Source organism: Tunturiibacter gelidiferens, from assembly GCF_014201335.1.
GTDB classification, from domain to species: Bacteria; Acidobacteriota; Terriglobia; order Terriglobales; family Acidobacteriaceae; genus Edaphobacter; species Edaphobacter lichenicola_E.
Window position 1 is genome coordinate 561957 of sequence record NZ_JACHEB010000003.1, and the last position, 20095, is coordinate 582051.

The window sequence follows — 20095 nt, forward strand, 5'->3', positions numbered from 1 at the left end:
CGGTATACGAGTCACGAAGTGACCGCCGCCCGCATAGGGCACATCTGGCACATCTAGTGCTTCCCAAGCAAACCACCCAAAGCATTGCTCAGAGGATCAGCAGCGTTCCCCTTCTTCTGCCCCGTCGCGCCACCCAGCAGACCCTTCGCCGCATTCGCTCCCACCGCCCCCGCGAGCCCCGCCACATTCGGGCTAAACGTAGGATTGCTCGTAGTCCCGCCAATGGCGACAGGGATGCCATTCTTCAATACCCCTCCAGCAATCCCTCCCAGCGCCGCACCGCCTGCACCACCAGCACCTCCACCCGGAATAAATCCAGAGAGAGCACCAATCGCCCCCGCCGCGCCGCCGCCGGAGCTAGCCTGCTGTGTCCCTCCTCCGCCAACCGACAAACCAGTCAGCTTCAACACCACATTGTAGGCCAGCGCGCCACCAGCACTCACGCTCCCAGCGCCCGTCGCCGTCCCCACTCCAGCTACATCCAGCGCAATATTATCCGTCCGAATATTTCCGCCCTCCTCACGCACATTCATACTCAGCGAGCGGATATTTGTGCCGGATCCAGTTGCAGAAGTAATCCGCCCTCCCGTAAACGAAGAAAGAGCCTGCAGCTTCGATCCCAGATCAAACCCCGCAAGCTGCGTATTATTAATCTTCACCGGCCCACTAATCACTGGAGTAGCCGTCGTGCCCGTTACCACCAGATCCGTCGTCAGCGTCCCTCCCTGCAGTCGCGAACCCTGCGGCAGATGCACTCCCAACGCAGGTAAAAACGCCTCCAGCTCATTGATCGAAACACCATTACCGACAACCTTCAAATTCAGTGCCGTCGTAGGCCCGCTCGACTGATACGTTCCCGCAACGTTGATCACTGCGCTGCCAATCGTAATCACCGCCTGCTGCAAATTCCCGCTCATCGCCTGTTCATTCTGCGCCAGCGTGAACTGCAACTGCACCGGCTTAGCCGAAGGCACACCATCCTTCGCGAGCTTGATTCCAACAACCGTCGCCGCTCCCTGCGCATTCAACACCTGACCATTCGACTGAATCTTCGCCTGCACATCCGCCACACCACTAATCCCCGCATCCGGAGGCACAAATCCAGCCGTGCCAATCTCGACATGCTTCAGACTCACTGTTGCATTCAACGGAGTGCTCGCATTGTTCTCCTGGTTGAACGGACCCGCGGTTCCACTCGCGCTCACGCTCCCGCCATTCGGCAACTGCCCACTCAAGCTAAACGGTGAAGCACTCTTCGGCGACAGATTCGTCAGCTGAGCATTCACCTGGCTATACACCGCAGTCCCTTGCTTCCCCGCCGTCGCCAGCGTAATCGTTCCATTCTTTATCTGCGCATCATCCACAGAGAGGCTATTCAACATCGACGCCCCCTCCGCATTCGGATCTTTCGGTTTCGGCTGCTTCGGCCCACTACTCTGCACCAGCGTCAGCTTCGGAGTATCCACCACCAGCTTCGTCACATGCATCTGCGTGCCGCTCCACGCCGCATCCAGCACCAGGTTGTCGATCGTCCCGGTAACGCCATCGGATGCTTCCACAAATCCTGCTGCCAGCGGATCGAGATGCTTAATCTCAAGATGCCCCGAAAAAGGCGTAGCCGAAGCATCCGTCTGATTAATCGGCCCCGCCGACCCCTTCAACTCCACCGTCCCGCCCGCCGGCAAACCAGCCGAAGCCTCAAACGGAAACGACTTCGTAAACGCAAAATCCTTCACCTTCAAATTCAAATTTTCATAAACGCGGCTTGTCGCACTCGCAGCCCCGCTCGTTCCCGGACCGGCGGCCACAGTGATGCGCCCATTCTCAATATTCACCTCGCCTACAGACAGATTAGGAAACGCCTGCTTCGTCTCGTCGCTTTGAGCAGTCTGCTGACTATTGTTCCCAATCGTCGAGTAGTTCCACGTCCCATTCGCCGCACGCAACAGCTGTATCTTCGGCGACTCCATCGAGAACCCCCGAATAATTACCTGTTTATTGAAGATCAAAGGAAACAGCTCCACCCCGATCTTCAACGTATCTGCCTGTATGAAGGGCTGCGTGCTGAATCGCGGATCGTCCGCAACCACCGTATTCTCCGCCTTCAGGCTACCCGACAGCACCGACAGGTCTACCTTCCCAATCGTCACCTTCCGCCCCAGCGACTTTGTCAGCGTCGACTCAATCTTTGCCTTGAAGCTATCCGTGTTGAGGAACAGCGGCACACAAATTGCCGCAAGGACGATCAGCGCCAGAATGGCACCCACCGCAATCAGGACCAACCGAACCGGTTTTCCCATGCCATCACCTCGTCCGTACCGTATCTAATTGTGATGCGACCGATAAATTCGATGTTGCACGGCCAATCGTGAAAGGACTTTCCTGCCCGGGATTTCACCGCCGAGTGATATTATCCTGTTCCTAACCCCCACACTTGCACTTCCCGTATGGAGGACCACTCAGCGAACCTTCAACGTCAGAGCTAGAGGTTACGTCTCATGGCGACACGAAGCGACCGCACTGTCTTGTTAGTAATACTGGGGCTATCCGCCGCAACCCTCTTCGCGCAGGACGCACCTGTCACCCCAGCGCCCAAGGTGCAAGCTGCGGCCCCCGCCACAGCACCCTCCGCAAGCGACGCCGACGCTCTCGCCAAAGCCACACAAAACCCCGTAGCCAGCCTCATCAGCGTTCCCATCCAGAACAACTCCAACTTCGCCGTGGGACCCTATAACCGCACCCAGGACATACTCAACATCCAACCCATCATCCCCGCTCGCATCAGCGAAAACTGGATGCTCATCTCCAGAATCATTCAGCCAATCGTCTGGCAGCCGTACGCCGCTGAAGCCACCGGCGGCGAGTACGGCATCGGAGACATGAGCCCAACCTTCTTCCTCTCTCCCGCCAAGCCCGGAAAGATCATCTGGGGCGTGGGCCCAGCGATGGTCTTTCCCACCGCAACCAGCACCACCCTCGGCCAGGGAAAACTAAGCTTCGGTCCCTCCGTCGTCGCTCTCATCCAACCCGGACACTGAACCTTAGGATTTCTCGTCAACAACGTCTTCTCCGTAGTCGGCTCCTCGCATCGCCCTTCCGTCAACCAAATGACGCTGCAATACTTCATCACCTACAACCTGAAAAAAGGCTGGAACATCAACAGCGGCCCCATCGTCACAGCCAACTGGCATAACGGAGCCGAAGGCGATGCGGCAGACGGAGACGACACCACCCCAGGCGGCCGATGGACGATACCCTTCGGCGGCGGAGTCGGTCGCGTCATGCGCCTTGGGATGCAGCCAGTCAACCTCTCAGCAAACTTCTACGGCAACGCCGTCCACCCTCCCGGCGCATCCTCCTGGGGAATGCGACTCCAGATAGCTCTCCTCTTCCCAAAGAAGCCATAAGCCTGTGCACCAGGACAAAAGGGAAAACAAAACATAAGCTGCACGGAGGTCAACTACAAAGAGTCGTCATCCTGAGCGGAGCGAAGGATCCCTGTATTTGTTTTTGCTTTTACCCCGTCACACGCCGCAACATCGTAAGGTAAAACGGCACCTCTACACCAACTTTTGAAGCGTAGTGTGTCGCAGCAGGCACATGTTGGCTACACTCGTTGCTACAGTAACAATGACGGAAAGGAAAGGGAGAGTCTTCGGTGCATATTTCGTCGTTCAGTCGCTCAGACTTTGCATTATCTTCGGAATGCTGATGTTGGCTATGGCTGTGATTGGAACGTGCACGGGAAAGCTCCCAGGTCGCTTTGGCGATGTATCTTATCGAACCAAAGATCCAAAGCGGTATTGGTCGGCGCTCGCAGGGTATTACCTCAGAAGTATTGGTTTCATTGGATACTACCTGTACAACGTCCACCCATTCGCAAACTAACCGCCACCATCACCCAACGCCCGGCATCCAAAAACCCGACCGACTCTCACTCGCAGATCCTCTACGTACCATTGCCATCATCCAGTTACACTAGAGATCAATGCTCCAGGCCGCCATCATTTCCAAGCCGCTCAAGCCGGAACTCGCCGGCATCCTCCGCGACCTCATCGCGTGGCTCGATGCCCGCCACTATCACTACCTCCTCGATCCCGACAGCGCAGCCTACGTCTCAGGCGTCCATTCCATCCCACGCGTCGATCTCCCCAAACACAAGCCGAATCTCGTCATCGTCCTCGGCGGCGACGGCACTCTCCTGGCCGCAGCACGAGCTTTCGCCCGCACCACCACCCCTATCCTCAGCATCAACCTCGGCTCTCTCGGCTTCCTCACCGAGATCCCCCTCACCGAGCTCTACGCCACCCTCGAAGCCTGGTGCGACAACTGTGCCGAGATCGAAGTCCGAAGCATGATGCGCGCCGAGATCATCCGCGACGGCCGTCTTGTCAAACAGTGGGACGCCCTTAACGACGTCGTCGTAGCCAAGGGAACCATCGCCCGCATGGGCGACTTCTCGGTCGAGATCGATGAGCAGGCCGTCGCCACCTTCCGCGCCGATGGCATCATCGTCTCTACGCCCACCGGTTCCACAGCCTATAACCTCGCCGCCAACGGCCCCATCGTCATGCCCAGCGTCAACGCCATGCTGGTCACCCCTATCTGTCCTCACCTGCTCACTATCCGCCCCATCGTCGTTCCCGGCGACTCCGTCGTCAGCGTAGAAGTGGTGGGAGTCCCCAACGAGATCTACCTCACCGTAGACGGCCAGGAGGCGGTCCAGCTCAAGCTAGGGGACCACGTCCGCTGTCAACGGTCCGACGCAGCCGTCCGTCTCCTCCGTCACCGTCCCAACGGGCTCTTCAGCGTCCTCCGCTCGAAGCTCAAATGGGGCGAGCGCTAAAGCCGACCAACGGGAGGCCCAAAGCAAATCACTTGGCAAGAAAAGGTACACAAGTCACGAAGTGACCGCTCTCCGCGCAGGAGGCCCGTCCGGCAGGACACCCGCGCAGCGAAGCAAGCGACAAAAAATAAAAAAAACCTGGCGCATTTTTAGCCGGCAAAACACTGATTGCCAAAACACCACATCAGCCACGCAATCCACCACACCCACACCACCAAAACACCACAACAAAACACACCTTTTCGCCAAAACCCCCAGCAAAAACGCGCCCGCACCACAAAACAAAATTATCTCCGCAAAGTAACCATCGGCCCACCGACAGGGTGACAAAAAACCTTCCCATGACTCAGCGCAATCCGTCTCTGCGCCAACCCCGCCATCTCCGGATCGTGGGTCACCATCACAATCGTGTGGCCATTCCTATGCAAATCCTGCAGCAACTCCGCCACAATCGTCTGATTCGCCGCATCCAGATTCCCCGTAGGCTCATCTGCCAGCAAAATCGGCGGATTATTAATCAGCGCCCGCGCAATACAAACTCTCTGCTGCTCTCCACCCGAAAGCTCACTCGGCAGATGCGACACCCGCTCCCCCAAACCCACCCGCACCAGCGCCGCTCGCGCCTCAGCCTCATCCGTCATCGAGTGAAAATACTGCGCCAGCATGACGTTTTCAATCGCCGACAAATAAGGAATCAAATGAAACTGCTGAAAGATAAAACCAATCTTGTCCGCACGAAATCGATCCAGTTCGGTCGCCGTCATCGAAGCCACATCGACGTTATCGATCTTCAACTGCCCCGCCGTAGGCCGGTCAAGACACCCAATCAAATTCACCAGCGTACTCTTACCCGAACCCGAAGGCCCCGTAATCGCAACCCACTCGCCCGCGACAATCGAGAACGTAGCATCCGCCAGCGCCCGCACCGTACTGCCATGCCCGGCGTACTCTCGCGTCACATTCTTCAACGCAATCACGGCGCAGTCGTCGCGAGTCTCTCCATGTGGATCGACCAACGGCCCGGTCTGTATCTTAGCTTCGCTCACACTCTCTATCCTCTCACTCGCCCTTCAACAGCGCAGCCGGCTGCAACCCACGCAGCACACGAGCAGGGAACAGCGCCGCCATCGCAGCAATCGCCACATTCAGCAGCAGCACCAACGGCAATACTGACAGATGCGGCAGCGTCGCCGTATGAAAATTCCCCTCACTAATCGCCCACGCCGCCGCAGACCCCACCACAAACCCCGCAGCCACACCCGCTAACGCAAGCACCAGCGCCTCAAGCAAAAACATCCCCATCAACTGCATCTGCGATCCACCCAGCGCCTTCATCAACGCAAAGTCGCGCCGTCGCTCCAGCACACTCGCTGAAAGCGTCGCCAACACGCTCACCGCCACCGTCAGCGCAATCAACAGCACCGCACCATACATTAGTGCATGGGTCCGATCCACGATCTTCGACTCGCCTTCAACAAGCTGACGCACTGGCTGCACCTGCATCTCCGGCAGAGCCTTCCGCAGCCGCGCCATCGTGGTCTCCACGCTCGCCGCCCCACCCGGCACCTGCAACTCAATCACGCTCGGTCCCACGCCCGTCCACGTCGTAAACGCAGCAAGCGGCATGTAAATGCGACTATCTTCATCGCCACCAGTCTTGATCCGTCCCACTCCACGCAGTGTCACGGAGTGTCCCGCATAAGTAAGCGCAACCGCGTGCTCATTGCCCACAAACTGAGCCGCCCGCTGCCCAAGCAACGCAACATCCTCAGCCGCAGATTCAGGCCAAGCATCCACCTGCCACCATGAATCCAGCCGCCTCACAGCAGCAAAATCCGTACCGGCCACCACCACCGGTGTATCCGTATCCGTCGTAGCCACGGCGTACGCAAACTCCGCCGCCAGCGCATCCGCACCAGCCGTCTCTCTCACTTTTGCCAGAGCATCTCCACTTAGTCGCGCGAAAGCGGGAGCCGTAATCACCACGTTCGCGCCGAAGCTACGAAATTCCTTATGCAACTTCGCGTCGAGATCGGCATAGAGTGTCAACAGCGCCGTCGCCACACCAGCCGACACTGTCATCGCCACCAGCGCCGACACACTTCGCGCCCTGCGATGCACCAGCGACCGCCGCAACATCCCGAACAAGCTCAGCTTAGCCATTACGCATCCGCTCGCAGAATCGCCGAAGGCTCCATCCGCAAAGCCGCACGAATCGACGGCGTGCTTCCAGCAATCGCCACCACCAGCGCCAGCGCCACCACCACCGGCAGCAACACCGGAATCAACACCGCCTCCGCAGCACCACCATCACCCGCAAAGATCCTCGCGCCCAACCACGCTGCAAGCCCCGAGCCAAGCAGATAGCCCATCGTCCCGGCAAGCACCGCCAACAACCCAGCCTCCGCATAGAACAACAGGGCAATCGAGCCTTTACTCGCGCCGAGCGAACGCATCAACCCAATCTCCCCACGTCGCTCAAGAATCGCCGTTGCCATCGCAGCGCTCACCGCAAACCCCGCAGCCAACAACGCCGCCGCACTGATCAGCCACATCAGCCCGCTAATACGCTTCAGCACATTCCCTTCACTCTGCTCTACTCGCCGCACCTGCTCCGCCTGCGCTCCAGGAATCGCTTCGCGAATCTGATAAGCAATCGAGTTCGCATAAGGCCTGCAGTACCAAATCTCCCGTTGCTTTGGCGGCAGGGAATCAGGATCGACCCGCGCAAACGCATCCTCTGGCTTCGTCCGCGCACTTACTTCGACACGCCGCACAGCGTCGTTCGCTCCAGCAAAAAGCTGCGCGTCCTGTAACGACAAAAGGATCTCGCTATCGGTCCCATCGCCCGTAGTCACAATGCCAACTATGTTTGCGGTGAGTGATATTGGTTGGCCGGCATTGCCCGCCATGCCCTGCAAACGAAAACTGTCACCAATCTTTAGTTCCATCTGTTTCGCGAGAGTTGCTCCGACGACGACGTCCCTACTGTGTACCAGCGGCCATGTTCCTTGCAGCCGCCACCAAGGGTGCAAGGCCTGAGCTCCAGTCTTCAAAGTTCCGAAGTCATGATCGAACCAGTATCCGACGGTCCTAGCGGGGAACAGCCGACCATCCTCTTGTCGAGTGGCCGTAAGCTGCAGCGGCAGCTCTGGACTAACGCCCGTAATATTGTTAGCCCAAAAAATCGTCTTCAACTTCTCTAAATCAGACTCCTTCAAATAAACCCCACCGCTCGCTGGCTTCACATCCACTCCGCCTACCTTCACATCCAGCAGATCGGCCTTCGGGTACACAACGATGTTGGCTCCATACACCGCCAACTCCTTATGAATCCGATCCCCAATCGTAGTAGCCAGCGCCAGCATCGCCGTTACAGCAGTAGTCCCAAGCAGTATCGCCACACCCGCCAGCATCTTGCGCCGACGCTGTCTGCGAAAGCTCTCCATGAGCAGCCGAAAGAACATTACCGTTCAAACACCGGCGCAAGCGCCCGCAGGTCCTCCGCCTGAATCACCAACTGCCCACCACCCACAGTCGACTTCAGCGGAATCGGATTACATCCACCCTTCGTCCCCATCGAATTTGCATTCAGCGGCGAAGCGCACATCTTGCACGTGATCCCCTGATCGCCGATATAAAACCCAACCGGCCCACAGATCTGGCACGCATCCGCAACGGAAACAATATTCCCATCCGGCTTCCTGAACAGCAGAAACCGTATCTCCACATTCCCGCCCTTGCCATCGTCGAGATGCACGCCATAGCGATGCAGCTTGTCATCATTGACATCAGCCGTAGGCACCGTCACCTGCGAACCCACCAGCGTCACCGCTGCTGTCGGCGAAAGCGCAGTAGAACTCTTCGCGTAGATAAACTCCGCGGTCGACAGAAAGATGAAAACAAAGCTCGTCGCAACCACGGCTGTCATCCACATCTTCTCGCGTCTCTGCGTCCACTCTGCCCGTCGCTTATCCGCAGGAGTAGCGTTTGCGGTCAGAACCGCAGGCAACCGCCGCCTGTACTCCATCAGCATCATCAACCCGGCCAGTGCCAGCATCGTGACGAAAAAGAAAAGATCATTACGCACAATCGGCCCGATCAAACGCATCTCTGTCGGGCTCGACGGGAGCACGCCATTCTCGCTCAGCTCATGCAGCCCACTCACAATCAGCTGAAACGCCACAAAGTAAAGAATGACTGTCGTGACACGAAAAAAACGCTGCAGGTTAATCTTTACGCTGCCGCGAATAAACAGCACTCCAAACACAACCGCGACCGCAATCCCCAGCAACGTTCCGGTGAAGCTCAGCAACTCCGTCGAGTTCAGCGTCACCGCCGACAGAATCAGCACCGTCTCAACGCCCTCGCGAAGTACCAACAGAAACACAAAGAAAAACAGCCCAGCCTTCGACACCCCCGCCGTGCCGGTGTATTGCGAAATCTTCTCCTCGATCGACCCCTTCATTGTGCGTGCGGCCTTATGCATAAACCAGACCATGCTGATGACGAACACCGCTGCCGCCAACATCACCCAGCCCTCAAATACGTCGGTGTTGAAGTTGCTCCGGGCGATCACCACCGCTCCCGCCACACTCGCGGCAATCGCCGCTCCGAGTGCCCAGAAGACCGTCCGCTTCAGCTCCGACCGCCCGATCTTGGACAGGTAGGCGAAGACAATGCCGACGATCAGCGATGCCTCGACCCCCTCGCGGAGCGTGATGATAAATGCCTGTAACATAACGTCTTTCTCTTCCTGGCGGCACTCCTGAAAGCCGGCAACCGCCAACCCCGAGCGCCTCTCTACGAGGTTGGAGCTGCCCCCTCGTTCCAGTATCTAGTGTATTGAGGACTAATTTGGTCGTCAATCAAAGCGCCTCGATTATCCGCCGCAATTTTCTTACCCCAGTAACAAATGTCGCCGGTTATCCTTGCGGGATGTCTCCCCGCGCACGGTTTCGTCTCCTCTGGCCCCTCCTTCTCCTCCTCCCGATTGGTCTGATCGGAGGTTGCTCCCGAAAGGTCGCACAAACAGGGCCACCGCCCGCCACCATCCTTCTCATTCGCCACGCAGAGAAGCTCACCGACGGCCGCATTGATCTATCGCCCATCGGCTTCGAACGCGCTCGTCTCCTGCCCAAAGTCTTTGCCTCCGGCGCAAGACCTGATCTGCCAACGCCTCAAGTCCTCTTCGCCACCCGCGAGAGCCCACACTCCAACCGGCCCATTCAGACGGTGACCCCGCTTGCTGCCGCACTCCACCTGCCCATCGATGACAGCTTTAAGGACAATGACTATCGCGCCCTGGCATCCACTCTTCTCAGCGGCAAGTACGCGGGCAAAGTAGTACTCGTAGTCTGGCATCACGGCAAGATCCCCCAACTCGCTACCGCCCTCGGTGCGACTCCGCCCTACAAGCCCTGGCCTGAGCAGCAATACGACCGCATCTGGCGCATCGACTACGTCAACGGGAAAGTCACGATCCAGGATCTCCCCTACGCGCTCATGCCCGGCGACTCCCAATAAACCACCGGGCTATCGAACCGAACGGCAGGCACGACGTATCCTCTAAAAGAATGACCGACCTGCCAGAAAGCCTCTTTGCCAATCCAGTGTGGAGCGCCCTGCACACCAGACATCGCCACTTCGCTCACACTATTGGAGACGCCTGCCGCTATCCTGCCGACGTCGCTCCCTTCGCGGCTGTAGCTTCTCCGAGCGCAGACGCCCTCCTCCAACTTCACTCTCTCCTCGCGCCCGGCGAATCCGTCTGGATCATAGGAGAAAGCTACCCCCAAGCCTCGGAACTGACCTTCGAAAAGACCCTGCTCTGTCTCCAGATGGTTCTTCCTGCAGATATCGCACCCCCAGCGCCAACCATTGAAATCCTTCCGCTCTCCAGCGACCACGCACCCGAGATGGTGGCCCTCACCGACCTCGCATTTCCCGGCTTCTTCCGCGCCAAAACCTGCGAGATGGGTTCTTACTTCGGCATTCGCTCCAACGGGCAACTGATCGCAATGGGCGGCGAGCGCCTCACCCTCGACGGCTATCCCGAAATCAGCGGCATCTGTACACACCCCGATCACCGCGGCAAAGGCTATGCGGAAAATCTGATCTGGCATCTTGCGAGAAGCCATCGTCGCGAAGGGCTCGTCTCCTGGCTTCATGTCAGCGCCACCAATCAGCGTGCCATCGACCTCTATCGACGGATGGGATTCACTGAGGTCCGTAAAGTCACGCTCCACCTCGTCTCTCGCAAAGACTGGCGATACCGGTTGGGTAACGGAGACGTCTAAACTTTGAATAGTTCGAGGGCCCGTCCCTCCGCGATTCGGAAGTTCGATCTCCGCAAATAGAGTCGAAAATCCCGTCGACGTGAACCACCGCCAAATGAGACGATCAGAATATGTCGGAAGAACGTAAGAGCCGCACGGTGGCCATTGTCATGGGTTGCATCTGGATGATGATGCTTGCCGTCTTGTCGTTCCTGCCCAATCACGACAAGCTCCTGTTGCACACAAGCGGGCACTATCATCGTTGGGGCCATCTGGTGGCCTTTCTTATCGTGACCCTCCTGCTCGCCGGCAGCGTAACTTCATTGAGGGTTCGATTCGCCCTGGCGGCTGTTATCGTGTCCTTCGGATTTTTCTTGGAATACGTCGAGCACATTGTCTACACCAACGCACTCGAGCGATCCGACATCCGGATAGACACACTTGGCGTTGTCTTCGGGCTGATCGTCGTACTCGTCCGCGAAGAGTTCATCCGTATGCGGCGATTCGACTAGGAACAGGAAGCCCGCCACGAAAGAGTCAGTGGTTGCGATCCGTTACAAGTCTGAGCTTTTGCGATTGAATGGTGCGCCCGGAAGGATTCGAACCTCCGACCCTTTGGTTCGTAGCCAAATGCTCTATCCAACTGAGCTACGGGCGCACATTGCGTGGGTTGCAACCTTTTAAAGATATAGGAATTTCCCCCTTCTATCAAGCTGCCGCCCTAATCTCCGCACCAAGGTTTATGACATGACAAACACTGTCTACATAGCCTGAGAATGGCACAGTAACAGAGGCAACCATCCTGCCACCATCTGCTGCAAACAGGGTATTGCAGGAGTAATCAAATGAAATCTGTAAAAGAAAAAGCTGTCTCCTCTTCTCCGAGTATGCAACTCAGGCCTGGCGACTTGCGACTTCACGCAACGTCAAAACCTAAGCTGGTTCATGTCGGTCCCCTGGAGGCTTTTACCAAGCTCCGCGGAATCCAGGCCGACATGCAGATACCAATGAAAACCTTCGGCCCCGATCAGGGCGAAATTCATTGGAACGACGGCAGCGGACGGATCGCTGACCTCATCAACGTAACGGTCACTATCATCCGCCTGACCAATCCAAACACGGGCCTTGTCTCAATCGAGATGTCTCTCGAATACCTCATCACCTCGGATGGGGCACGCACGCCGGATGGCCGCCCGTTCCCGGGGGCGACTCATGACTTCGATCCTGGCCGGGAGGATTACAACCTCTATCACAATATCTACTTCCGAAACTCCTCAGGCGGGCTCGTCTACCATTGGGCACTCGATAAAGACTTTGCGCTTGTCTGCGGCTGGAACAGGCAGCATCGCTTCCATCAAAATATCGAGACAAACCAGCTGGACTGGTTCGACCTGGTCTCTCAATATCAATGGGAGGTAGGCGGCGCTTTCTATCGCTGTTGAACCTTCCACATCCAAAGTCAACGAGGGGCCGGGCAATTTTCTGGACCCTCGTCTATCTAATAGTCTCTAGAAATCTGGCGCGCGAATTTCCTCTTCAAGCCGCTCGGTACAGAGCTAAAGCTCCGCCAGCTATGCAAACGTTTTGAGAAGTAACTTCAAGATGTCTTTCAGCGGCATGACTGTTAGCAGCAGAGGCGTCAACGGAAGCAGACTCGCGAGCACCAGGTGCAACAGGGTTCGAGGATCGACGGGGAGGGGCTTCATCTTTTCGACGTAACCGTAACTGTTGCCAAGGTCTGCCAATGACTGGATGTCGGCGCTGCCCAGCAACGGTTCCTGCTCCGGAGTTTTATGTTCGATCCACTTCTGGTGAAAGGAGCCCGTATAGGCAGTTGCCAACGCGCCGTATTGATGGAGCCCAACGCGTTTTGTCTTGAGCAAGACTCCTGAAAAAACCATAAGTGGTCCAATAACGATAAGAAGAGCAATTACTACATAGGAAGCAATCGTAGGTGCGAATGTGGCTAAGGGAATATGGTCATAGACGATCTCTCGAGCGAGCACGCCCGTGCTCCCCAGAGAAAAAGCAAAGAGGATCATTCCGAAGAATCGTTGTGCCTCGCCTACAAAACCTAACCCTGCAGCCTCATCCGGATGGGTAGGAAAGAGTTGCAGATCCAGCTTGCAAACTCGGCTTAGAAACTGAAACCAGAGGAACAATCTCCAGAGCCAACGTAAAACAAGAAATTGATAGAGAGGCATGCAGAATCCGACTAACCAATAACCGGCCCATGTCAGGGTGCCGCCGGTCTCAGCAATATTTCGATACCAGGTGGAGACGTGATTCGGCATCGATCTAAAAGACACCCACGAAAGGGTATAGGCAAGGGCCAGAATGACGATCTCGGCAACCACGGAATCGCGCAAGCGCAGGCCGCGATCAACGAGCGCATCAAATCGCTGAAAGTCCTTCTCTTTTATTACTCCCGAGGTAACGAAATGCGCAGCAGCCCCAGCGATGCGAGGTCCCAGCACGTTTTCCGCCAACAGGAGCAAAGGCACGGCAAGGAGGAAGCGTGAGTAGGTGCTGAAATCACGAAGAAACGGAACAGGAACGTTGTGCCCAAAGGCTAATCCTTGCATTCCAGCCAATATCAGAAGCGGCAACCACGTGACCAACGCGGCTACCAGGGCCCTTCGTTTGAGGTAGGGAGATCCATCTTTAATCAGCCCGACGCGCTTCTGCAGGGTAAATAACGGTCCACCTTCCATAAGCAGGAAGGGGCGCGCAGCAAGATTGGCGCTTTCGTCCAGAATTCCTCCTGACGGCTCAACTCCTGAACTCACAAATTCATGCGAACGGGACGATATTACACTCATACAGCGGGAGATGCGGCTCCATTCGTCCTCATTCGGCTCGGATCGACGGTGGTAACCCTGCTCTCAATTAGAGCGTCATGTCGCCAATTGCAGTCCCCGTAAATATAGACATGAACGCTTCCGACCCATCTGCTACGAGGAGGCAAGAACAGGGTTCGCCGAAAGGGAAGCGTCATCACCACCAGCTATTCGCAAGAAGGCGTCGTTGATGGTGTCCGTGGTGTTTTTGGCGGAGATATGAAGGCGGCGAGTCGCCTTCGAGGCTGTCTGACACAGCTTGTATTTGTTATCGACGGTTTCTCTGGCACGAAAAATGAGTTCTGAGCGCACAATTAGCCTCCACTTACGTTGCGGCGTTCAGGATCAATTCTGCTGAGTTCGCGGGTGAGATGCTGTCGTCGCTTTAGAAGCGAGATTAGTCGATGAGAAGCGAGATTAGGCGATGATCGAAAATGGCTCAAAGGCGATTGATTGTGATCGCAACAAACGCTTATGACTTTAGCTAGACGGAAGTATTTCTATTGTACGCCTATCGCCACCCTTTGACGCGTCTGACGAAGAGAGTTCGCTAATTGCCAATTATTGGGCGAACAATAGGAATCACCGCCACGCGTCAAAGTATTGGTTGTGCAAAGTGCTGCTTGTCGGCAGACTTACACGTATCTCAGTACCTATATCAGGTCCACTCTATCCGTTTCGTTCAACGATTTAGCGAGAGATGTAGAGATCCAGACCATTCCTCAGATCTCCCCTTGTGCTGGAGAAAGAAAGCGTCATAGCCAGATTTCTCTGACATGCCTAGTGAAATCCCCACAGTGACGCCGCAACGCTTATGCCGTGACAATCTAAGTTATTGATATTGATGGCGCCCGGAGAGATTCGAACTCCCGACCCTTTGGTTCGAAGCCACGGGTTATCCTTTGTTTTCAATAGTATCCAACAAAAACGAATGATATCCAGACCCAACGAAATCGCGCGGTTTCGCTACCTAGGGTTATTAGCTTTCCCCTATTCCTTCCCTCATTTTTTTGGGTGGGACTAACGGATCGAAGAGTGCAATCCTTGGAATGACCCCGGCGAAGCGGGCAGCCTTGTTGATCGACCGAAGCAGAATGCCATGGGAAAGGTGGCTCAAGATTATGCGGTCGCTCAAAGCGGTGAATCGGTATTGAATGCCTAACCAGAAGAAAGGAGATCACTCATATGTCGGAGATATTGATCACGGGAGCAGGCTCAGGATTTGGTGAAGGAACCGCTCTGGGATTGGCGCAAAAAGGGCACAACGTAATAGCAGCTGTTCAGACCTGGCCACAAGTGACAGCTTTGCGGGAAAAAGCCAGCTCGCTCGGCCTCAAAACACTGAGCGTCGAGAAACTCGACCTGCTCGCGATTCAGGGATTTGGTTCGATTCCGATGCGATCATTGACCGCTGACCGAATTCGCAGCCAAGGTATCGCTCGGTCGTTTGAACCGAGACATGTCCCAGAAGGAACTGGATCTGCTCCAGTTCGCCTCCTGAAGCATGGCACAGACGAGCACACGTCCCTCGCAGGTCATGAGGGGCCAGTTTAGGCATCCCGATTCTTTTCGCGCAATCCTTCACAATGTGCCAGATCGACTTTTCCGTCATGCAGTCTCCCCATGTTCGCCCCATCCTGGTGACCCTACGAAAGATCCTGCCTCGGCAATTTCGTCTGCTGGCGCAACAGTCGCCAACTCTTGTGCCAACCCCGGACGACATGAGAGTACCACCGCAGAAACGGCAATCGACGAAGCGAGAAAGTGCATGAACGTCACGGGCAGCACCTCAATGTAGCAACGATGTCAGGATTGTAGCCCGTGCCTGACGAGCGACCATTGCCTGTAGGCGTCGCTTATTAGAACTTATCTGCTGATTCGTTCGATGAGATAACGGGTTTTTCGGACACTAGGCTTCGCCCGTACTCACTGAAACGACCGTTTCAGCGGTTTCCATCCCGTTTTGTTTACTCTCCGTTTAGTCTGAATTGAGGTTCCTCGAAACGAGGGTTATCGGAAACTTAGATCCGAAGTTGCCGCAAACCGGACTTTGAGGGAGCTTGTAGAATTGTGGCGGAGCCGCCGGGGCTGGGCCCTCCCGTACACAAGCCGGACAAGTGTCGTGCGAGTCGGTGATGGCGTTCTCCGGTGCAGCCAATCCGATCACGGGTATCAGCCCCCATTCTTAGTTGCCGAAAACCAGACTTTCCGGGAACGGGGTTTCGTCTAACGCCTAGGTATACTAAGCTCAAAGTCCTTCAGGGCTGTCTTTGCTGGAGATTCACCTTTTGCTCATTGTTGGGCCCGGTCGGCAACGCTGGCCCCTTCGGAATGTGTCGAGCCATCTGCCACAGTGATAGGTCCGAACTGAAATTTTCGCAACCCTGTTTAGGAGCCCGATGCTGAAAGTAGCTGCATCTCTTAACTCGCTTTTCGCTTCGTCACTTTTTACTTGGCGTCGCGGCATTTTGATCGGCGCGCGGCGATCAAGCCGCTTGGTGATGCTCCGGTCGGGATGCATCCAGCTTCTCACCGCCACCCTGGTACTGCTCGTGATGACAGCCTGCAGCGGAGGAGGAGGAAGTAGCAACTCTGCTCAAAGCCCCACCCTCACGAAGCAGCCCGCGAATCAGGCTGTAACTGTGGGACAAACTGCGACGTTCAGCGTTACCGCCACAGGAACCGTGCCGCTCACTTATCAGTGGTTCGACAACGGGACAGCGATCCCAGGAGCCACTTCGAGCACGTACACCACTGCTGCGACGGTGATCGCAGACAATAATTCGCAGTTCACGGTGACTGTATCCAATGCTGCTGGATCGACCAAAAGCAATCCTGCCACGCTCACGACAATGATTGGCTTGCCAGCGATTACGACGCAGCCGACGAGCGTGAATGTTTGCAACAGTGCCTCGATAACGCTATCCGTAGTAGCACTCAACGCAAGTACCTACCAGTGGTCTTTTAACGGATCGCCGATTGCCGGCGCCACCAGCTCGAGCTACTTCATCGCTAGCGCCACTGCAACCAATGCCGGCAGCTACACCGTCACGGTTACAAATGCTGCGGGCAGCGTCACCTCACAAGCGGCCACGGTCCTGGTGGGAACGTCTATTACGTCGAATCCTGTAAGCCTTTCGATCGCACAAGGCCAGACCGCCACATTCTCCGTTGCGGCTGCGGGAGACGCTCCCTTTAGCTACCAGTGGTACCTCATCGCTCCCGGCGGTTCGACTGGAGTTGCGATCGCTGGTGCCACCTCGAGCACCTATACGACCCCGGTAGAGGGACTTAGTTCCAGCGGCTCGCAATACTACGTCAGCGTGACGGACGCCTGCGCGACCATTCTTACCAGCACCTCCGCTACCATCACAGTCACTCCAGGCAATGTGCCCCCCACAATCACCACGCCACCTGTCAGCCAAACCGTAGCCATTGGCAGCACCCCAACATTGACCGTGACCGCTGTCGGACCTCCTACGCTCACCTACCAGTGGTATCGCATCCCGGCGGGAAGCAACACCGGCACCGCGATTACGGGTGCAACCGCGGCCGCTTACACTGTGCTGGCTGCAGATACTACCGCCACCAACGACCACGATGCCTACTACGTCATCGTATCGAACAGTTACGGGCAGGCCACCTCTCCAATCGCCATCCTTGTGATTGGTAATGGAATCCAGATCACGAAGCAGCCGGTAACCGCATACGTCAGCGCCGGAGGATCGGCTACGTTCTCGGTAACGGCTACTTCTGCCCTCCCTCTGACGTATCAGTGGTTCGAGGCCGCGCCCGGAACCTCCAGCTTCTCCGCGATCTCAGGGGCAACGAGTGCGACCTATACCCAGCCTTCGACGGCAACCACCGATTCTGGCTCGGTCTTTCATGTGGTCGTCAGTAACGGATCTTCTGCTTCTGTAACCAGCAGTCCAGCTTCACTCTTCGTTGGAGCTCTTCCAGCTATCGGCAGCCTTTGCTCCGGTTGGCTCCCGAATGGCAGTGCGCTACCACCTTCCGCTTCCTGCACCGTTCAACTTACCGCGGCTACGACCTTTCAAAGCGGTCAGATCGTTTGGCCTAACCTCATCTCTACCGGCAACCTTCAAGTCAGTTTCACTTTCACGACCAGTAATTCGAGCCCGACTCCAGCAGACGGCTACACCATGACCTTGGCCGACCCCTCTCGCGGAGCAACGACCACCAGTGTCGGAATGGACGGAGGCGGGCTGGGAGCTGAGGGAATTCCCGGAGTCGTGGTCGCCTTCGATGACTATCATGATCTCAACGATCCACCTGTTCCTTACGTCGCAGTAGGTAGAGGAGAGGTCAGTCAATGGGAAAATCCGTACTTCATCGTCAATACAAATGTCCCTCCACTCGCCACCGCCGCAGCCACGGTGTCGCATAACTATGTCGTCTCAATCGTGCAGGGAATGATGACTGTCACGATGGATGGGCTGCAGCTTTTTTCCGGCAGCGTCAACGTTCCTCCCGTCGCCTACCTCTACTTCACCGCATCTACCGGCGACAACTTCGAACAGGCAGTCATCAGCAACGTCTCGGCCACAGTCACCGCACCGTCAAACTAGCGGACGAGGGGAATCCAAAGATGGCGGGTGAGCCATTCACCAGCGCAACCAATATCTCGTGTGCCTCATTTTGTACCAAACGTTGCCGTCCGGCGTTCTGACTGGAATGTCGTCATGGTGATCTTCGGGACAGAGGGGTAGGGACTTAAGCAATTCAGGCTCGAGCGCGAAGTTCGTCGCAAGAGCGCCGGACTTCTCACCTACACAGTGGTTGCCACCACCGCAGCTCTGTTCCTGCTCGTCTCCAAGTATGGCTCACGGACGTCCTTGCTCCCGGCCTGGCCGTGCTCGACCCTCTTGTGTCGCCGCCCAGACCCCTGAGAAGCTCAAGCAGGCTCCTGCCGGCCCCAAGGGGGCTGTTCGTATACGGAGAAACCTCGGTAAGCTTTATGTGGCGGGATTAAAGTTGGCGTGATCTATGACCTTTCAAAACCGGGTGCATACAGGATTCGCAACGGTCGTTACGACGAATCGGATATAACGCCGGGACAGAAACCCGGCCATTTACCTATCGTTCACTCAACCCGGCTGACGATCTTCGAGAATCCTTTAGCAGGTTCCTCAAAATTGGCCGAGTGAACATCCCGGGAGACGAGGTTTGCGGCAAGTTCACTCTCGGAGGGCAGCCCGCAGCTCGAAATTGCGATAAGACGACTTTTAGAAATGTATTTTTCGATTGCGGTCGAGTGAAACGGTCCTGGGTGCGAAAGTTCTCCTGCGTCCCGACCACTCTCTGCGAAAGAAATCAAGCGACGTCCCTGTGGATGGCACACCCCTATTGCTAATCGGGCCTTGCGTGAAAGAAGCTTGTTGCACACATTTTCGTCCCTTATCTGAGGCTGTGACTCTGGATATGCGAATTAAATCGATTTGCCTGCTCTTTCTCTTTGACCTGTCGCTCCAACCGGCGCACGCGCAAGGCACCGTGCCAACCTTCGAGCACTCCGTAGGCCAGAGTTCCTACACTCTCTCAGGCCGCGACCCAGGTCAGGGAAGGGCCACCACCATCCCTACCGTGCTCGTTCCCATCGCGCTCTCCTTCGACGCGAAACACTTGGCAGGAAAGCCTTTCGTCATGGACGCAGCCTCTGACGTATCGCCCGTCCTCCGCTCCCCCATCTTCTCCAAGTTCGCTTTCGCAGCCGGTAACACCACTCAGTATGCCGACGCAATGTTGCGCTCCACCTTCCCCAAAGCCGATGGATGGCACACGCTGCTAGGAGAACCCAAGATAAAACCGATCAAGATCACTGTTCCCGTCGGCTACGGCTACATCATTACCTCGAAAAGCAACGGCGGCTCTTTCGCGGTTGTCGACATCGAGTTTCTCCAGCGAGAGCTTTTCAAGCAGCTTCCCAAACAGGATGGCAAGCTCGTCGTTGCCGTGACACATAACACCACTTACTACACCGAGGGCGACGCAACGCTCTGTTGCTCATGGGGAACACACGGAATCGACTCCGCCACCGGGAACTCCTTCGTCCTCGGTTCGTATCTCCGTGCCGCCCCGGCCGTGGTCGAAGACAGCGACGTGCAGCCACT

General features: G+C 56.4%; 16 protein-coding genes, 1 tRNA gene and 1 pseudogene. 9 read left to right on the forward strand and 9 right to left on the reverse strand.

Annotated features, from left to right (window positions below; genetic code table 11):
- Nucleotides 1–53 precede the first annotated feature (53 nt).
- Nucleotides 54–2300: an AsmA family protein gene (locus HDF14_RS08640; protein WP_183975488.1), complete on the reverse strand. Its 2247-nt coding sequence runs from the start codon at nt 2298–2300 to the stop codon at nt 54–56.
- A gap of 198 nt (nt 2301–2498) precedes the next feature.
- On the opposite strand from HDF14_RS08640, the gene HDF14_RS08645 reads away from it, so the two are divergent.
- The 3 genes from HDF14_RS08645 to HDF14_RS08655 all read left to right on the forward strand — a co-directional run bounded on the left by HDF14_RS08645 (nt 2499) and on the right by HDF14_RS08655 (nt 4846).
- On the forward strand, nt 2499–3038 hold the full coding sequence (locus HDF14_RS08645; RefSeq protein WP_183975490.1) for a hypothetical protein: 540 nt from the start codon (nt 2499–2501) through the stop codon (nt 3036–3038).
- Between the two features lie 69 nt (nt 3039–3107).
- Nucleotides 3108–3407, forward strand: a complete 300-nt coding sequence (locus tag HDF14_RS08650; RefSeq protein ID WP_183975492.1) for a hypothetical protein — start codon at nt 3108–3110, stop codon at nt 3405–3407.
- Nucleotides 3408–3988: 581 nt separating this feature from the next.
- Entirely contained in the window at nt 3989–4846 is an 858-nt protein-coding gene (locus HDF14_RS08655) for an NAD(+)/NADH kinase (RefSeq protein ID WP_183975494.1), read from the forward strand.
- A 287-nt stretch (nt 4847–5133) separates the two neighbouring features.
- Here HDF14_RS08655 and HDF14_RS08660 read toward each other — a convergent pair whose 3' ends face one another.
- The 4 genes from HDF14_RS08660 to HDF14_RS08675 are packed head-to-tail and all read right to left on the reverse strand — an operon-like array spanning nt 5134 to nt 9587.
- Nucleotides 5134–5892 carry an ABC transporter ATP-binding protein gene (locus HDF14_RS08660; protein ID WP_313899524.1) on the reverse strand — a complete coding sequence of 253 codons (759 nt, stop codon included), beginning with the start codon at nt 5890–5892 and terminating at the stop codon, nt 5134–5136.
- Nucleotides 5893–5905: 13 nt separating this feature from the next.
- Nucleotides 5906–7009, reverse strand: a complete 1104-nt coding sequence (locus HDF14_RS08665) for an ABC transporter permease (protein ID WP_183975496.1) — start codon at nt 7007–7009, stop codon at nt 5906–5908.
- Entirely contained in the window at nt 7009–8313 is a 1305-nt protein-coding gene (locus HDF14_RS08670) for an ABC transporter permease (RefSeq protein ID WP_183975498.1), read from the reverse strand. Before HDF14_RS08670 ends, HDF14_RS08665 begins: the two co-directional genes overlap by 1 nt.
- A complete protein-coding gene (locus HDF14_RS08675; RefSeq protein WP_183975500.1) occupies nt 8313–9587 on the reverse strand; it encodes a Fe-S-containing protein in 1275 nt (424 codons plus the stop codon). Before HDF14_RS08675 ends, HDF14_RS08670 begins: the two co-directional genes overlap by 1 nt.
- Nucleotides 9588–9784: 197 nt before the next feature.
- Here HDF14_RS08675 and HDF14_RS26015 point away from each other — a divergent pair, with 197 nt between their 5' ends.
- From HDF14_RS26015 to HDF14_RS08690, 3 genes are all read left to right on the forward strand, one after another.
- Entirely contained in the window at nt 9785–10372 is a 588-nt protein-coding gene (locus HDF14_RS26015; protein ID WP_221304600.1) for a hypothetical protein, read from the forward strand.
- Nucleotides 10373–10422: 50 nt separating this feature from the next.
- Nucleotides 10423–11145, forward strand: a complete 723-nt coding sequence (locus HDF14_RS08685) for a GNAT family N-acetyltransferase (RefSeq protein ID WP_183975502.1) — start codon at nt 10423–10425, stop codon at nt 11143–11145.
- Between the two features lie 110 nt (nt 11146–11255).
- Entirely contained in the window at nt 11256–11636 is a 381-nt protein-coding gene (locus HDF14_RS08690; RefSeq protein ID WP_183975504.1) for a hypothetical protein, read from the forward strand.
- Between the two features lie 69 nt (nt 11637–11705).
- Here HDF14_RS08690 and HDF14_RS08695 read toward each other — a convergent pair.
- Nucleotides 11706–11782, reverse strand: a tRNA-Arg gene (locus HDF14_RS08695).
- Between the two features lie 187 nt (nt 11783–11969).
- On the opposite strand from HDF14_RS08695, the gene HDF14_RS08700 reads away from it, so the two are divergent.
- Nucleotides 11970–12566 (forward strand): hypothetical protein, encoded by a 597-nt coding sequence (locus tag HDF14_RS08700; RefSeq protein WP_183975506.1) that lies wholly within the window; start codon nt 11970–11972, stop codon nt 12564–12566.
- 129 nt (nt 12567–12695) lie between these two features.
- Here HDF14_RS08700 and HDF14_RS08705 read toward each other — a convergent pair whose 3' ends face one another.
- The 3 genes from HDF14_RS08705 to HDF14_RS27505 all read right to left on the reverse strand — a co-directional run bounded on the left by HDF14_RS08705 (nt 12696) and on the right by HDF14_RS27505 (nt 15687).
- The gene (locus HDF14_RS08705; protein WP_183975508.1) at nt 12696–13913 is read right to left on the reverse strand and encodes a hypothetical protein; all 1218 of its coding nucleotides are present in this window, start codon (nt 13911–13913) and stop codon (nt 12696–12698) included.
- 165 nt (nt 13914–14078) lie between these two features.
- Nucleotides 14079–14276, reverse strand: a complete 198-nt coding sequence (locus HDF14_RS08710) for a DNA-directed RNA polymerase subunit omega (protein WP_183975510.1) — start codon at nt 14274–14276, stop codon at nt 14079–14081.
- A 1021-nt stretch (nt 14277–15297) separates the two neighbouring features.
- On the reverse strand, nt 15298–15687 hold the full coding sequence (locus HDF14_RS27505; protein WP_406707205.1) for a tyrosine-type recombinase/integrase: 390 nt from the start codon (nt 15685–15687) through the stop codon (nt 15298–15300).
- A 676-nt stretch (nt 15688–16363) separates the two neighbouring features.
- On the opposite strand from HDF14_RS27505, the gene HDF14_RS08720 reads away from it, so the two are divergent.
- Together HDF14_RS08720 and HDF14_RS08725 are read left to right on the forward strand one after the other, a co-directional pair.
- Complete coding sequence (locus HDF14_RS08720; protein WP_183975512.1) at nt 16364–18553, forward strand: immunoglobulin domain-containing protein; 2190 nt, start codon at nt 16364–16366, stop codon at nt 18551–18553.
- A gap of 853 nt (nt 18554–19406) precedes the next feature.
- A pseudogene (locus tag HDF14_RS08725) lies at nt 19407–20095 on the forward strand (glycoside hydrolase); the annotation flags it as partial.

Coding starts and splice junctions, on each gene's coding strand:
- HDF14_RS08650 (WP_183975492.1), top strand. CDS start 3,108: ATGACGCTGCAATACTTCATCACCTACAACCTGAAAAAAGGCTGGAAC.
- HDF14_RS08665 (WP_183975496.1), bottom strand. CDS start 7,009: ATGGCTAAGCTGAGCTTGTTCGGGATGTTGCGGCGGTCGCTGGTGCAT.
- HDF14_RS08685 (WP_183975502.1), top strand. CDS start 10,423: ATGACCGACCTGCCAGAAAGCCTCTTTGCCAATCCAGTGTGGAGCGCC.
- HDF14_RS08675 (WP_183975500.1), bottom strand. CDS start 9,587: ATGTTACAGGCATTTATCATCACGCTCCGCGAGGGGGTCGAGGCATCG.
- HDF14_RS08670 (WP_183975498.1), bottom strand. CDS start 8,313: ATGTTCTTTCGGCTGCTCATGGAGAGCTTTCGCAGACAGCGTCGGCGC.
- HDF14_RS08640 (WP_183975488.1), bottom strand. CDS start 2,300: ATGGGAAAACCGGTTCGGTTGGTCCTGATTGCGGTGGGTGCCATTCTG.
- HDF14_RS26015 (WP_221304600.1), top strand. CDS start 9,785: ATGTCTCCCCGCGCACGGTTTCGTCTCCTCTGGCCCCTCCTTCTCCTC.
- HDF14_RS08700 (WP_183975506.1), top strand. CDS start 11,970: ATGAAATCTGTAAAAGAAAAAGCTGTCTCCTCTTCTCCGAGTATGCAA.
- HDF14_RS27505 (WP_406707205.1), bottom strand. CDS start 15,687: ATGTCGTCCGGGGTTGGCACAAGAGTTGGCGACTGTTGCGCCAGCAGA.
- HDF14_RS08720 (WP_183975512.1), top strand. CDS start 16,364: ATGCTGAAAGTAGCTGCATCTCTTAACTCGCTTTTCGCTTCGTCACTT.
- HDF14_RS08690 (WP_183975504.1), top strand. CDS start 11,256: ATGTCGGAAGAACGTAAGAGCCGCACGGTGGCCATTGTCATGGGTTGC.
- HDF14_RS08645 (WP_183975490.1), top strand. CDS start 2,499: ATGGCGACACGAAGCGACCGCACTGTCTTGTTAGTAATACTGGGGCTA.
- HDF14_RS08655 (WP_183975494.1), top strand. CDS start 3,989: ATGCTCCAGGCCGCCATCATTTCCAAGCCGCTCAAGCCGGAACTCGCC.